Annotated in this window: 7 protein-coding genes; 4 read left to right on the top strand and 3 right to left on the bottom strand. The window is 71.4% G+C overall.

Annotation, left to right across the window (positions count from 1 at the left end):
* Positions 1-9: 9 nt before the first annotated feature.
* On the bottom strand, positions 10-1596 hold the full coding sequence (locus D7Y04_RS46490; protein WP_121758376.1) for a Tox-REase-5 domain-containing protein: 1587 nt from the start codon (positions 1594-1596) through the stop codon (positions 10-12).
* A 356-nt stretch (positions 1597-1952) separates the two neighbouring features.
* On the opposite strand from D7Y04_RS46490, the gene D7Y04_RS04090 reads away from it, so the two are divergent.
* On the top strand, positions 1953-5870 hold the full coding sequence (locus D7Y04_RS04090) for a serine/threonine-protein kinase PknK (RefSeq protein WP_199749610.1): 3918 nt from the start codon (positions 1953-1955) through the stop codon (positions 5868-5870).
* A gap of 28 nt (positions 5871-5898) precedes the next feature.
* Here D7Y04_RS04090 and D7Y04_RS04085 read toward each other — a convergent pair whose 3' ends face one another.
* Together D7Y04_RS04085 and D7Y04_RS04080 are read right to left on the bottom strand one after the other, a co-directional pair.
* Positions 5899-7716, bottom strand: a complete 1818-nt coding sequence (locus D7Y04_RS04085; RefSeq protein ID WP_121758375.1) for an OPT family oligopeptide transporter — start codon at positions 7714-7716, stop codon at positions 5899-5901.
* Positions 7713-9977 (bottom strand): PAS domain S-box protein, encoded by a 2265-nt coding sequence (locus tag D7Y04_RS04080; RefSeq protein ID WP_171807203.1) that lies wholly within the window; start codon positions 9975-9977, stop codon positions 7713-7715. The genes D7Y04_RS04085 and D7Y04_RS04080 overlap by 4 nt, the downstream gene beginning before the upstream one ends.
* Before the next feature lie 262 nt (positions 9978-10239).
* Here D7Y04_RS04080 and D7Y04_RS04075 point away from each other — a divergent pair, with 262 nt between their 5' ends.
* The 3 genes from D7Y04_RS04075 to D7Y04_RS04065 all read left to right on the top strand — a co-directional run bounded on the left by D7Y04_RS04075 (position 10240) and on the right by D7Y04_RS04065 (position 14152).
* On the top strand, positions 10240-11628 hold the full coding sequence (locus D7Y04_RS04075) for a serine/threonine-protein kinase (RefSeq protein ID WP_121758374.1): 1389 nt from the start codon (positions 10240-10242) through the stop codon (positions 11626-11628).
* 353 nt (positions 11629-11981) lie between these two features.
* Positions 11982-12857 (top strand): hypothetical protein, encoded by an 876-nt coding sequence (locus D7Y04_RS04070; RefSeq protein ID WP_120593219.1) that lies wholly within the window; start codon positions 11982-11984, stop codon positions 12855-12857.
* A gap of 311 nt (positions 12858-13168) precedes the next feature.
* Entirely contained in the window at positions 13169-14152 is a 984-nt protein-coding gene (locus tag D7Y04_RS04065) for a sensor histidine kinase (RefSeq protein ID WP_120593218.1), read from the top strand.

Below are 14152 nucleotides of genomic sequence, written 5' to 3'. Positions count from 1 at the left end.
GTCCTCTGATCAGCGTGCCGGAGTGTGAACGACTTCGATTCCGTCCATACCATCACCCTTGAGAAGGCTCCGGATGGCATCCGCCGCTTTCTTCTCCGCGACATGCCACTCGATGCGGACTCCCATGTTCCGCGTCTTTCTCCACTGCCGCTCCGCTTGGTCCCGGAGCTGCCTGGCCCCCGTCTCCTCGAACCAGACCTTTGGCGCCAGGCTTTCCTGGAACTTGTTCGCGTAGCCCGGGCCCTTGGCCTCCCGTAGCACTCCGTCCCGGAATCCGTCGAACTTCACGCCGCCGCTGTTCCGTCCTACGCCCCCGACCCAGTAGGCCTCGTCCGCTGTGTGTCCGGAGATCTGCTCCTGGTAGCGCCGGGCCCGCGCGGACATCGACTCCTCGGCAGGCCCCCACTTTCCTGGCTCGGCTGGAGCCGGTGTCGCGTTGGCCTTCTGCAGGACGATGGCCGCCCCGGGTCCTCCACTCAGCACCGCCGCCGCGCGTCCCACGGGCACCGCGACACGCTCGACACTGAGCAGTCCCTCCGCGGACACGGCGAGCACGGGCACCGTGGCCTCCACTCCCGCCGCCGCTCGCGTCAACGTGCGCGTCGTCGCCGAGGCCGTGCCCCACAGCGTGATGACGTTCGTGGTCAGCCGCGCTGCTTCACGGATCTGCTCGCCCTCCGTCATGTACCGGAAGCGCTCCCAATACTCGGGCGATGACGCGATGAGCGCCGCCACGCCCTGCGGGAGATGGCGCAGACTCGCGAAGCTGTCCGTGGGATGGGACAGCAGCTGTCCCATGCCGTGGTACAGCTCCACGAACGCGTCCTCCGCGCCATCCAGGGAGCGACTGAGGACATCCGCGTCGTCGTACACCTCCGCGAGCGGGCGCCAGTCCGCCGCACGCAGCTGTGCATCGACGCTTCGGAAGACACCGCCCTTGCCGCTGTAGAAGCGCCCCAGCTCGAAGTTGCCCGCGCGGAAGGTCCCGTCCTTCCACTGCACGGCCCTCACCTTCTGCTGCGTGCGCCCATCGAGCGCCCAGGCCAGGTACCCGTCCGGACGCAGCACCGCCACCTGCTCCCGGACGAACCGCTCCACCCGACGCTCCAACTCCTCGCGCGACACCGCGCCGCCTTCCAGCACCTCGCGCAGCACGAAGCCCGCCGCCATGCGCGGCGGATACGTGCCTGGTGTCACCGGCTTCTCCATCAGCCGGTTCAGCACCTCCGCCGCGTCCTCGGGCGTGAAGGGATTGCGACGGACCGGCGACTCCTCCAGCCCGGCGCGCAGCAAGAGCTTCTCGAACGCGTCCACCTCCAGCAGGCCCAGCTCCACCGCCTGCCGCGTCCGTTCCTCCGCGCTCCCGATGAGCACCGTTCCCGGAGGAATGCGCACCGGAGCCTCATCCCCCACCGTGCCGCCCGCGCCCTCGGGCGCAGCGCCCCCATGCAATGGTGCCGGCGATGCGCTGTGGTAGCGCGCGTAGCCGTGCAGCCCCACCGGCAACGAACGGGCTCGTCCTCCCGCGCAGCCCACCAGCCCGGCGATGAGAACCAGGCACAGCCACTCGCGCCTTGGCGACTGAATCCCTTTCATGCCTGTTCCTCCTGTTGAACAGGGCTAGCAGGGACTGCTGACATCCTTGCCGCGATGCGGTGTGAAATGACGCAGCCGGTGCGCGGTCGACCCTCTGACTTGCTGGCTGCCCCGGATGTCCGGTGTCGCGTGGTTCACAGGATGTGACGCCTGGAAGCCCTCCGGGCTTCTGACTGATGCTTCACGTGTCCGTCGAATCACTGACTCTGGTGGTTCGGAAATCACGGCGGCGCTGGCATAGAGTGACGCTCGTGCCGCGTTGCCTCACATGCGGGCGGCGTTGGGAGGGCTCTCATGCGCCATGCCCGCCCGGCGTCTCGCCTCCCATCGCTCCGCCATCCGATGCCTCGCTCGTCGTGCCCGACGTCCCGGGCTACCGCTGCGAGAAGGTCATCGCGCGCGGTGGCTTCGGCGTGCTGCTGGCCGCGCACAAGCGCTCCGCCGACGGCACCGAGGGTGAACGCATCGCGCTGAAGCTGGCGCGGCCCGGCATCGCGCTCGCGGAGGCGCAGCTGGCCCGCGAGGCGGAGGCCCTGCGCGTCATCGGGCCTCCCACCGTGCCCGCGCTCCATGCCGTGGGCACGCTGCCCGGCGGACAGCGCTTCGTCGACATGGAGTTCGTGCCGCTGCCCACGCTCGCGGACTGGCTGGCCCGGGTGTCCGGGCCCATGTCGCCGCAGGAGTTCGGGCCTCGCGCCAATGCGCTCCTGGAGGCGGTGGCCGTCGTGCACGCGCACGGACTGGTGCACTGCGACCTCAAGCCCGAGCACGTCTTCCTGGACGACGCCCACAAGCGCGCCCGCGTCTTCGACTTCGGCCTGGTGCAGCGTCCGACCCCCGGCGTGCTCGCGGACGACGGCACTCCCGGCGACACGTCCTCCTTCGCCGGCACCGCCGAATACATGGCGCCCGAACAGTGCGCCGGCCACGCGGTCCTGGACGCGCGCACGGACGTGTACGCGCTGGGCGTCATCCTCTACGAGCTCATCGCCGGCCGTCCGCCCTTCTTCGGCTCGCTCACGGAGGTGCTCCAGGCACACCTGTCGCTGCGGCCCCCGCCTCCTTCGGAGTACGCCCCGGTGGCGCCGCCCGTGGAGGAGGTCGTGCTGCGCTGCCTGGCCAAGGAGCCCGCGCGCCGTCCCCGTGACGCCGCAGCCGTGGCCCAGGCCCTGCGTGCGGCGCTGGACCACGCGGGCCAGTCCGCCGTGCAGCCCGCGCCCCGGCTCACCCTGCTGCCCGAGGTGCGCCCCGCCCAGACGCGCCGCTCGGTGGCGGTGCTGTTCACCTTCTCTCGCGCCAACCCCGTGGCGATGCAGAAGGCCCTGACCGCCTACGGAGGCCACATGGCCTTCGCGGAGGGCGAGCGCTTCGCGGGCGTCTTCGACCCCGACGTGGGAGAGAACCCCGTGCGCCGCGCGCTGCGGGCCGCCGAAGGACTGGCCGAGCGGGGACTCGCCCCGGTGTCCATCGTCGACGTGGCCAACGTCACCGTGCAGCGCCGCCGCGACGGCGCTCCCCGCTACCTGGGCGCCATCTTCGCGCGCGAGGAGCGCTACCCCCACCTCGCGGAGCTGCGCGGACCCCTGCTCTCCCCCGCCGCCGCGGAGGCCGTGCCAGAGGTGCCGTGCCTGGCGGTGGCGGGACGGTCCGGGCTGATGCGCCCCGCGCCCTCGGGTGCCGCGCCCCGGCCGGACGCCACCGTGCTGCAACTGGGCAGCGCGATGCTGGTGGGCCGCGACGTGGAGCTGGAACAGCTCCTGGAGAGCGCCCGGTCCGCGGTGACGGACGCGGCGCCCACCATCGTCACCGTGCGCGGCGACCGGGGCCACGGCAAGAGCCACCTGTCCTCCACGCTGGGCCTGCGCCTGAGGGCCGCGCTGCCGCACGCGCGCGTCCACTCCCTGCGCGCGCGTGAGCCCGTGCAGGGCGACCCGGAAGGCACGCTGCGCACGCTCCTGCGCGTGGCGCTGCACGGCTTCGACCGCGACGACACCGACACGCAGGAGGACGGCCGCACCGCCATCCTCGACCGGCTGGGCACCCGGCTGGGCATGGAGCTGTGGCCGGGCGTGGCCGCGACGCTCGGGTGGTACGCGCCGGGCGGGCCAGAGCTGCACAGCTGGGCCGCGGCCCCGGGCGCGCTGCGCTCGCTGGCCATGCGCGCCACGGGCGAGCTGCTGGCGGCGCACGCCCGCGAACGGCCCCTGTGCCTCATCGTGGACGACGCGCACTTCGCGGAGGAGACCGCGCTGGACGCGCTCGAGTACGCGGCGCTCGCGGAGACGCGCGTGCCGCTGTGGATCTGCGTGCTGGTGCGCCCGGGCTTCGAACAGAGCCGTCCGGCATGGAGTGCCCGCGCCGCCCGCCAGTTGGACCTGCCCCTGTCCGGCCTGTCCCCGGGCGACGCGCATGCCCTGTGCCGCACGCTGCTCAAGCCGGTGGAGAACGTGCCCGCGCAGGCGGTGGAGCGCATCATCGAGCGCGCGCAGCGCGTGCCCCTGTTCCTGGTGGAGCTGGTGCGCGGCCTCAAGCGTCAGGGGCTGGTGCGGCAGCGTTCGCCGGGCGGTAACTGGTACCTCGTCACGGACGAGCTGGACCGCCTGCCAGAACTGCGGCTGGTGGAGTGGCTGGCGGACCGCGAACTGGGCGCGCTGCCTCCGGCGCTCGCCGCGCATGCCCGGCTGTGCGCGCTGCTGGGCGCGACCTTCACCGGCACGGCGGCGGACGGCGTGGTGCGCGAACTGGAGCGCGACGGGGCGGCATCCCAGTTCCCGCTGGACATGGGGCATGCGACGCGGCGGCTCCTGGACCTGGGGCTGCTGGTGGAGCACCGCTCGGAGGGGCTGAGCTTCCGCAACGAGCTGGTGCGCGAGGCCGTGGTCGCGGGCCTGCCCGCGGAGGAGAAGGCGCGCATCCACCACGCCGCGTACCGCCACTATCTGAGCCCGGCGGGCGCGCAGGAGCGCCAGCGGCTGGCCCGGCTCGCGCTGCACGCCGCGTCGGCGGGCCTGCGCGACGAGGCGGCGGCGCTGACCATCGACATCGCGGAGTCCGCTCGCGGCCGTCACGCGTACCTGGACGCGGAGGCCATGTACACGCGCGCCCTGGAGCTCATCGAGCCCGAGGACGAGCTGCGCAGGCTCACGGCGCTGCGGGGCCGGGGCCTGATGCGCTACCGCATCGGCCGGTACGAGGACTCGCTCACGGACTTCGCCATCGCGCGCGAGCGGGCACGGAGCGTGGGGGATGCGCGCGCGGAGGTGGAGCTGCTGCTCGACGAGGCGGTGGCGCTCGACTGGGTGAATGACTACGCGCGCAGCGAGGCGCGGGTCCAGGAAGCCAAGCAGCTGACGGAGACGGTGACGTCGCCCTACGTGCAGGCGCGGCTCCTGCTGGCGCTCGGCCGCACGCAGTTCCGCAAGGGCGAATGGATGGACTCGCTCATGACCCTGGAGGCCGCGGCGGAGCGGGCGCGGAAGCTGGGCGACGCGGGCTACGAAACGCTGGTGGTTTCCCTGCTCCTGCTGGTGGCCATCCTGCCGAGCCTGGGCGACATCGACGCCGCGGAGCGGGTGCTGGACGAGCTCATCTGCGCGTGCACGGAGCGCGGAGACCGCTTCCACCTGGGCTCGGCCATCAACAACCGCCGCAACCTGAGAGTGGCTCGGCGCGACCTGACGAACGCGCTGAAGGACCAGGAGCGCTTCATGCAGCTGGGGCGCGAGCTGGGCGTGGTGGGCTGGGAGTACTTCGCCGAGTACAACCTGGGCGAGCTGTACTACCAGGCGGGCGACGTGGAGGCCGCGGCCCCGCACATCGCGCGGGCCATCGTGCTGGAGCGCCGGCATCCGGAGGTCGCGCACCGTCCCTGGGCGCTGCTGCTCCAGGCGCGGGCCATGGCGTGGACGGACAGACACGACCGGGCGCGAGACCTGCTGGAGCAGGTGCGGCAGGCGATGGCGACCAACCGGCATGGCGTGAACCTCAGCCCGTCGGAGGAGGTGCTCTTCTCCATGGTGGAGCTGGCCTCGAAGGACGCGACCGTGGAGGAGTGGCACGCCCTGCGCGAGCGCTCCGCCCAGGCCTCCGTGGAGCAGGAGCCGCTGGAGGTCCTGGAGATGATGGGACTCGCGGCCTGGCGCCGAAGCGACTTCGCGGAGGCGATGCTCGCGCTCGGAGAAGCGCTGGCGCGCGCGGCGCACATGCCGAACCTGATGGAGGACCGCATCCGCCGCTCACTGGAGCGGGTGCGGGACCTCACGCCCGCGGCGTAGCGACGCCTCCGGAAACTCGGGCCTCTCGCTACACCGACCGCGAGAGTGCCGTCGTCGCCGCGATGAGCAGTCCCATCAGCGACTCGCCCACCAGCGCACCGGAGCCCAACGCGGGCACGTGCGCGTCCGTGGCCTTGGGCGACCACCTGCGCGCGAGCGCCGCCATCCCCGCGCCCAGGCACAGCGTCACCGCGAAGTACGCGGGCGTGAGGAAGCCGATGCCCATGGCCACCGGCGACGGCAGCCACCGCGCCGCGCGGCCCTTCGATGCCAGCGTCAGCAGCGCGCCCACCGCGCAGCCCACCAGCGCGCCCCAACCCGCGTACGGAGGCAGGCCCGCCAGGCCTCGCACGGACACCTCCGCCACCGCCCGGAACTGCGCCGCCGCCGGCACCGGCAACGCCGCGGTTCCCAGCCCGTACGCGTCCACCAGCAGCAGATAGGCCGGCACCGACACCAGCGCGCCCACCGCCACGCCCACCAGCTGCGCGGCGAGCTGCCGCGAGGCCGACGCCCCCAGCAGGTGCCCCGCCTTCAACGACCACAGGCTCACGCCAATCTGCGCCGACGCGTTCGCCACCACCGAACCCGCCGCCACGTTGGTCGACAGCTCGCCGGGCCGCACCACTCCGAAGACGACCTGCGTGAGGTTCCCCATCTGGCTCACCGGCGACACGTCCGTCTGCCCCGCGCCTCGCGCGCACACCGCGCACAGCGGCACCAGCAGCGCGAGCGCCAGCAGCATCGACGGCACGCCCAGCCCGAACAGCACCCGGCCCAGCACCACCGCCAACACGCACGTCACCGCCGCCACGCCCAGGCTCCACCGGGGCAGTCCGCCCCGGCTCGCGCCCACCGAGCGAAGGTCCTTCGCCGCGCCCAGGAAGTCCCGCGCCTGCGCCGCCAGCGACACCACCGCCGCGCCCAGCATCAATCCCACGCCGGGCCACATCAGCCACGCGGACAGCGACTCGTATCCCGCGCCCGCCACCACGCCCGTGCCCAACAGCCCCGGCGCGAGCACGCCCCACGCCAGCCCCGAGCCCAGCAGCATGCTCAGCGCCAGTTGCAGGCCCGTCATCATCCCCACCGCCAGCAGCATGGGGCTCATCCCCACGCCCCACGTCAGTGCATCCAGCCCGACGCCACCCACGCGGCCCGGCAGCGCCACCATCCCCGGCAGCCACCCGCGCGAATCCCGCATCCACGTGAGCGCCATCGCCACCACGCCGGCACCCACCAGCGTCCGGCCCCTGCCCGCGGGCGTGCTCCGCGCCTCCGAGGGCGAGGCCGCGTGCAGCGTGGAGATGAGCTCCGCCGTGGCGATGCCCGTGGGAAACGGCAGGGCTTCCTGCTCCAGCAGGCGCCGCCGCAGCAGCCCCGCCACCAGCACGCCCAGTACGCCGAGCACCACGCCCCAGGCCGCGATGCCCCAGCCCGGCACGCTCATGCCCAGGAAGGCCAGCGCCGGCAGCGCGCCCAGGAGCCCCGCCGACGCGGGCATCGCGCCCACCGACGACGCGGCCGTCTGCGTGAGGTTGTTCTCCAGCGGCGTGTACGGCACGCCCCGCTTGCGCCCATAGGCCGCCAGGCCACTGAACCCCAACACCGTCGCGGTGATGGAGCCCGAGTCCCACCAGCCCGTCTTCATCCCCATGTAGAGGTTGGTGACGGCCAGCAGCGCGCCGATGAGCAGGCCCATCCCCAGCGACCGGGCCGTCCACTCCCGGCCCTCTGAAATCTCCGCCCCCGCGAACGCCATCCTCACTGGCGCCACGGGGTCGGGGGCCTCCGGCTCCGCCGCGGCCTCTGGAGGAGCGGCGGGTTGCCCGGAGGAAGCGCTCATCGAGACGCCTCCGCCGAGCGGCCGACCAGTTCGCGCAGCTGCGCCAGGTCCAGCGGCTTGCTCAGCTTGAGGTTCGGCACGTCCCGGAGGAACGACGTCGTGCGCGGCGTGAAGGCTCCACCCGTCATGAACACCATGCGCCCCGCCTGCTCCGGCACCGAGCGCCCCAGCTCGAAGTACAGGTCCATGCCCGTCATCCCCGGCATCATCACGTCGCAGAGGATGAGGTCGAAGCGGCCGCCCTCGTTCACCAGCCGCAGGGCCGCCTGCGCGCTGTTCGCCGTGGACACCTCGTGCTCCGAGGCCAGCGAGCGCTGCAGCGCCACCGTCACGTTGGGCTCGTCATCCACCACCAGGATGCGCGCCCGCGCCCCCGCTGGCGCCGTCGCCGACAGCCGCGGGTAGAGGTCCACTTCGTGCGCCGCCGAGCGCAGCACCACGCGGAAGATACTGCCCTGCCCCGGCGTGCTCTCCGCGTGGATGGAGCCGCCCATGGACTCCACGATGCCGTGGCAGATGGACAGCCCCAGCCCCGTGCCCACGCCCACTGCCTTCGTGGTGAAGAACGGATCGAAGATGCGCCCCAGCACCTCCGGCGTCATGCCCACGCCGGTGTCGCGCACCTCCACCACCACCTTGCCCGGCTCGCCCGGACGGATGATGGCGCGAATCTCATGCTCGGTGACGGAGGATGGATGCTCCGGAATCGCCTGCGCCGCGTTGAGCAGCAGGTTCAAGAACACCTGGCACAGCCGCGCCTCGCTCGCCTCCACCGCGGGGACGGGTTCAAATTCCGTCACGAGCCGCGCGCGGTGGCGGATGACGTTGTCCGCCATCTTGCACGCCAGCTCCACCGACCGGCGCACGTCCACGGGCATGGGGCGCGACTCCTGCTCGCCGCGCGCGAACACCTTCAGGTCCCGCACGATGGTGGCGATGCGCTCCGCGCCCTCCGTCGTCTCGCGCACCAACTGCTGGATGGAGGCCACCGGCTCGGACGGGGCTCCTTGAGCCTCCAGCTTGTCCAGCCCCTCGCGGATGAGGTGCAGGTTCACCAGCATGTACGCCAGCGGGTTGTTGATTTCGTGCGCCACGCCCGCGCCCAGCGTGCCCACGCTGGCCAACCGGTCCGCCACCACCAGGCGCGCCTGGAGCTGCCGGCGCTCGCTCAGGTCGCGGTGCACCATGATGTTCGCGATGATGCGCCCTTCCGCGTCGCGCAGCGGCACCACCACGGACTCGCAGACGCACGCCATGCCGTCCGAGCGCTTGAACTCCATCTCCCCGCTCCAGCGCCCGTGCACCTCCAGCGCGGTGAGGACGGCGCCCGTCAGCCGGTCCGGCTCACCGGGGTGCAGCACGCTGAAGAGCGTCTGTCCCATGGCCTCCTTGCGGCTGCGTCCGAACATCCGCTCCGCGCTGGTGTTCCAGTCGATGACCCCGCCCGCCAGGTCCGTGATGACGACGCCGTCGGAGATGCTCTCGAAGATGAGCGCCTGGCGGTGCAGCTCCTGCTCCGCCTGCTTGCGCGCGGTGATGTCCATCACCGTGCCCGTCACCCGCGCGGGCTGCCCCGACGCGTCCAGCAGCACGTCGCCCTTGCACGAAATCCAGCGGTAGCCGCTGCCCGCGGGCTCGATGCGGTACTCCACGTCCACCTGCGAGCGCTGCTGCAGCGCCGTGGCCAGCCCCGCGCGAAGCCTGGGCAGGTCCGCCGGGTGCACCACCTCCTCCAGGTCCATGGCGCGGCCGGACAGCTTGCCCACGGCCAGGCCCAGGAGCCGGTCCACGTGCTCGCTCCAGGTCACCTGGCCCGTCTTCGCGTTCCAGTCCCAGATGCCCACGCGCGCGGCGGACAGCGCCTGCCGCAGCTGCTCCTCGCGCTGCTCCAACACCTCACGGCGGGAGAAGCGGAACACCGTCACCGTGCCCACCTGGAGCCGGTCGCCCTCCTGCAGCTCCGCGGTGGACACCGGCAGGCCGTTGAGGAACGTGCCGTTGGTGGACTCCAGGTCCGTGACGAGGCACGAACCGTCCGACTTGCGCTGGATGCGCGCGTGCTTGCGCGACACCCCGTGGTCGTCGATGCGCACCTCCGCTTCCGACCCACGCCCGATGACGTGCTCACCCGGCTCCAACCGGTACGCCTTGCCGATGGCCGCCGGCGTCGTGGTGCTGATGAGGATGAGGCACGCCCCGGTCGAGGACGGGGCCGTCACCGACTGGCCCGCACAGGTCGTGAGCTCGTCCACCAACGTCATCATGTATGCAAGCCCCCTGACGTCCCCCTGCGCTCGGGCTGGCAGTGTCCTCGCCGCCTGTCGTGCATGACGCCGCGCTCCGTTTGGGCCCGAAGTCCTGGACCGGACCGCAACCATACCCCAACGGCTTCCAATGAACGTCCCCTCCCCCTTCAGGACAGGGACCCTGACTCCTGGTGAACGGCCAGGCAGGCAAGCAGGGCAGCCAACCCGGCACGGGCACTCGCGACCCACCCCGTGGATGGTAGGGTGCGGGGTATTCATGGCGGTGGATTCAGAGAGCACCTTCCGCATCCAGGCACGCGCGAACGCGAATACCTCGGACAAGGGGCACGACACACCCAGCCGTGCCGAGCGCGGGCCGGGCACCCTGGCGGGTGAATACGTCCTCAAGTCCATGCTGGCGGCCGGCGGCCACGGCAGCGTCTACGAGGCGGAGCACCGCATCCTGGGGCGGCACGCGGCGGTGAAGGTGCTGCACTCGCACCTGGCGGACCAGGGGGAGATGCTCCAGCACTTCGTGCGCGAGGCGCGCGTCGTCAATCAGATCCACCACCCGAACATCGTGGACGTCTACGACTTCGGGCTGATGCCGGACGGCAGCCCCTACTACGTGATGGAGCTGCTCTCCGGGCGAACGCTGAGCCAGGTGGTGCAGGAGCGCGGGCGGCTGTCCGCGTCCCGCGCGCTGGCGTACCTGGAGCCCGTCTGCGGCGCGCTGGAGGCGGCGCACCGCGCGGGCGTCGTGCACCGGGACTTGAAGTCCAGCAACATCCTCGTCGTGGAGGAGGGGGAGAAGCCCCGGCTGAAGCTGTTGGACTTCGGCATCGCGAAGCTCATCCAGCAGGAGCCCGGGCAGGAGGGGCTCACCACCGCGGGACAGCGACTGGGCACCGCGCACGCGATGGCGCCCGAGCAGTTCCGCGGCGGCACCATCGGGCCGCCCACGGATGTGTACGCGCTGGGCGTGCTCCTGTATCAGCTGCTCACCGGCCGCTATCCCTTCCAGTCCGATGATCGCCTGGAGTTGGAGCGCATGCACCTGGAGGCCCCTCCTCCGCGCCCCAGCGTGAAGGCCCCGGTGTCCCCCGCCGTGGACGCGGTGGTGCTCCGGTGCCTGGACAAGGACGCCACCCGCCGCTACCCCAGCGTGAACGCCTTCCTCACCGCGCTGCGCGAAGCCACGGAAGAGCCCAATCAGGTGGAGAGCCAGACGCGGCTCGTGCTGGCCGTGAACGCGGAGGTGGTGCTCCCCGCCACGGACATGGACGACGACACCACCTACGCCGCGCTCGCCCACGTCATGGACACACTGGAGCAGGGCCTGCGCGCGGAGCACTTCATCCTGGCGCTCCAGACGGGCACCGCGCTTCTGGGCGTGCGGCCCGTGGCCGCCGGCATCACTTCCGCGCTCGCCCTTCGACCCCTGAGAGAACTGCAAGCCGAGGCGCAGCGTCTGGCCGAAGCCGTCCACGCCCGCGTCCACCTCTGCCTCCACCATGGTGAGGCGGAGACACGCGGCGACTCCGGCGAGGCCGAGGTGGTAGGCGGCCCGGTCACGCATGTGGCAACCTGGAACGTAAGGGACCCCGGTGGCTTCGCCATCACACGTCCCGCGTCCCAGTACCTCGAAGAGACTCCTCCGCAGTAGGCCGTCCCCGCCGTCCCCGCACTCCTCCTCCCCCGCGGCACCCCACTTGAGTCGTGTGGTCCCATGCCTTTCACCGGCACACGTCTGCCCCCGTGAGAATTAGACCCACACCATAATTTTTTGACGAAACCGTATTTATTTTAGATCCTGAATCCGTCACGATTCCCCTGTCTGACAGTTTCAGCACCTTTCTAGGTGAAAGCCTGGACTGCCTGACATTCTGGAAGCCGGTCCTCCGACTTCCCTCAAGCGGGAGCCCCTACATGCGCCTCACCCCTGCTTTTCGGCCTGGAAGTGGATGCAGCGAGTGGTGGAACCGAGTTGCCTCACGCCAACCCCTGAAGGCGGTGTTGATGACGGGGGCGCTGTTCGCCCTCGTGGGTTGCGGTGGCGCGATGCCGGAGGACGCGGCGTGGGAGGCCGATCCAGCATCGGTGGATCAGGCGCTTCAGGTGGACAACGGGCTGACCGTCAACGGATTGACGGTCAACGGGCTCACCGTCAACGGGCTCACCGTCAACGGGCTCACCGTCAACGGACTGAACACCGAGAGCTTCAACGCGTGGTTCAGCCAGAACGCGGACACGGCGCCGATGCTGATGGCGTACATCGTGAAGTGTTCGGTGCCCGAGGGGCAGACGCGCACCTTCCAGTCCACGACCACCGGGGCGAAGTACACGTGGCAGGGCAGCCTGGGCCTGGCGCCGGGTTGGGCCACGGGCAAGGCCGCGACGGTGACGGAGCAGCAGGCGGTGAGCGCGTGTCTGGCGGCGCACGCGAACAAGTACGGCCTGCACATCGCGCTGTCCGTGCTGGGCCGCACCGCGGAGGGCGCGGCGATTCCCTACTCCGCCGAGGAGCTGTCGCAGTTCAGCGCGAAGGAGGCGTGCTTCTTCGGCAACCTCTTCACCAACGAGGGCCTGTTCGCCGCGAGGGATCGCGACTTCAGCTCGGCGGAGAGCTCCACGCGGGCTTGCGGCCTGACGCTGAAGGCGGACTCCTGCGCGCCCATCACCAACATTGGCAGCTGCGCACAGTTCTGCACCAAGGGCGACCCGAGCCAGCCCTACTACACGCAGTGCACGTACAACGGGAAGTCGTACCCGGCCATCACCACGCGCGTGAAGCCCACGGAGCTGTTCCGCTGCGGTGACGGCGTGTGCCAGTTCACCGAGCGCGCGGGCTCCGGCAACACGGCGGACAGCTGCCGCGCGGACTGCGGCGCCTGAAGCGAAACGCACCTGTTGAACCGGTGGTGAGAAGCGCGCTGGCATGAACGGCCTCCCCCAAGGCCGCGTGTCCAGATGCCTCCGGGCGTGCGGTGAGTTCCTCCCGCGCGCCCGAATCCCCCAGTGGAAAATGACAGTCGGGACGTGAAACCAAAGCGGTGTCCGCTCGACGTCATCACGTACTCGCGCGCACCTTGCCGGGCACGGGGCGGCGGTGTTGGATGGACGTCCACAGGCCGTTCCCGAGAGCAGGGACCCCCGCCACGAGGAACGGTGACGGCCGCGGATGGACGTGGGTGGAGCGGGCCGCGATGACGTTACGAGCAAAGGTCGGGCGGTTGACGGCGATGACGCGCCGGCGGGGCACGCTCCGCCAGGCCTTCGAGCGCCTGGGCCCCGGTTCCAAGACCCGGTGCGCCGTGGAGACGCCCTGCGCGGACAACCGGCTCCTGGAGGAGACGGTGCGCGAGCGCACCGCGGCGCTGGAGGCCGCCAACGCGAAGCTGTCCAGCAGCCTGGAGCAGCTGCACGCGACGCAGACCCAGCTGCTCTTCGCGGATCGGCTCATCGCGCTGGGGCGCATCGCGGCGGGCGTGGGCCATGAAATCAACAACCCGCTGGCCTTCATCCTGAGCAACCTGGAGTACATCCACCAGGAGCTGCAGCAGAAGGAGCGCCTGTCGGAGCAGGACCGGCAGGAGATTCTGGAGGCGCTGGCGGAGACGCGCGACGGCGCGGAGCGCATCCGGCTCATCGTGCGCGACCTGCAGACGCTGTCGCGCGCGGAGGACGTGGGCAGCGGGCCCGCGGAGCTGGCCGCCGTGGTGCGCACGGCGGCGAAGATGGCCATGCACGAGTTGCGGCACCGCGCGCGGCTGGTGGTGGAGTGTGACGGCGTGCCGCCGGTGCAGGGCAACGGCTCGCGGTTGGGGCAGGTGTTCCTCAACCTGCTGCTCAACGCGGCGCAGTCCATCTCCCCGGGGAACGCGGAGGGCAACGAGGTGCGCGTGGTGGCGCGTCCCGGAGAGCCCGGTCACGTGCTGGTGGAGGTGCGTGACACCGGCTGCGGCATCGAGCCCGAGCACCGCGAGCGCATCTTCGACCCCTTCTTCACCACCAAGCCGCTGGGCGTGGGCACGGGGCTGGGGCTCGCGGTGTGCCATGGCATCGTCACCTCGCTGGGCGGCACGCTGACGATGGAGAGCGCGCCCGGCCGGGGCAGCGTCTTCCGCGTGACCCTGCCGGTGGCGGGCGCCTTCGTGCAGCCGCAGCGCCCGCAGGCCGACTGGACCTGA

Source organism: Corallococcus sp. AB038B (assembly GCF_003668955.1).
Classification (GTDB): Bacteria; Myxococcota; Myxococcia; order Myxococcales; family Myxococcaceae; genus Corallococcus; species Corallococcus exiguus.
Note: the sequence above shows the minus strand (reverse complement) of the source record. Positions and strands in the feature narration are given on the sequence as shown.

What these genes read in the sequence shown, in the direction of transcription:
- D7Y04_RS46490 (WP_121758376.1), bottom strand. Translation starts at nt 1,596, where the DNA reads ATGAAAGGGATTCAGTCGCCAAGGCGCGAGTGGCTGTGCCTGGTTCTC.
- D7Y04_RS04085 (WP_121758375.1), bottom strand. Translation starts at nt 7,716, where the DNA reads ATGAGCGCTTCCTCCGGGCAACCCGCCGCTCCTCCAGAGGCCGCGGCG.
- D7Y04_RS04080 (WP_171807203.1), bottom strand. Translation starts at nt 9,977, where the DNA reads ATGACGTTGGTGGACGAGCTCACGACCTGTGCGGGCCAGTCGGTGACG.
- D7Y04_RS04075 (WP_121758374.1), top strand. Translation starts at nt 10,240, where the DNA reads ATGGCGGTGGATTCAGAGAGCACCTTCCGCATCCAGGCACGCGCGAAC.
- D7Y04_RS04070 (WP_120593219.1), top strand. Translation starts at nt 11,982, where the DNA reads ATGACGGGGGCGCTGTTCGCCCTCGTGGGTTGCGGTGGCGCGATGCCG.
- D7Y04_RS04065 (WP_120593218.1), top strand. Translation starts at nt 13,169, where the DNA reads ATGACGTTACGAGCAAAGGTCGGGCGGTTGACGGCGATGACGCGCCGG.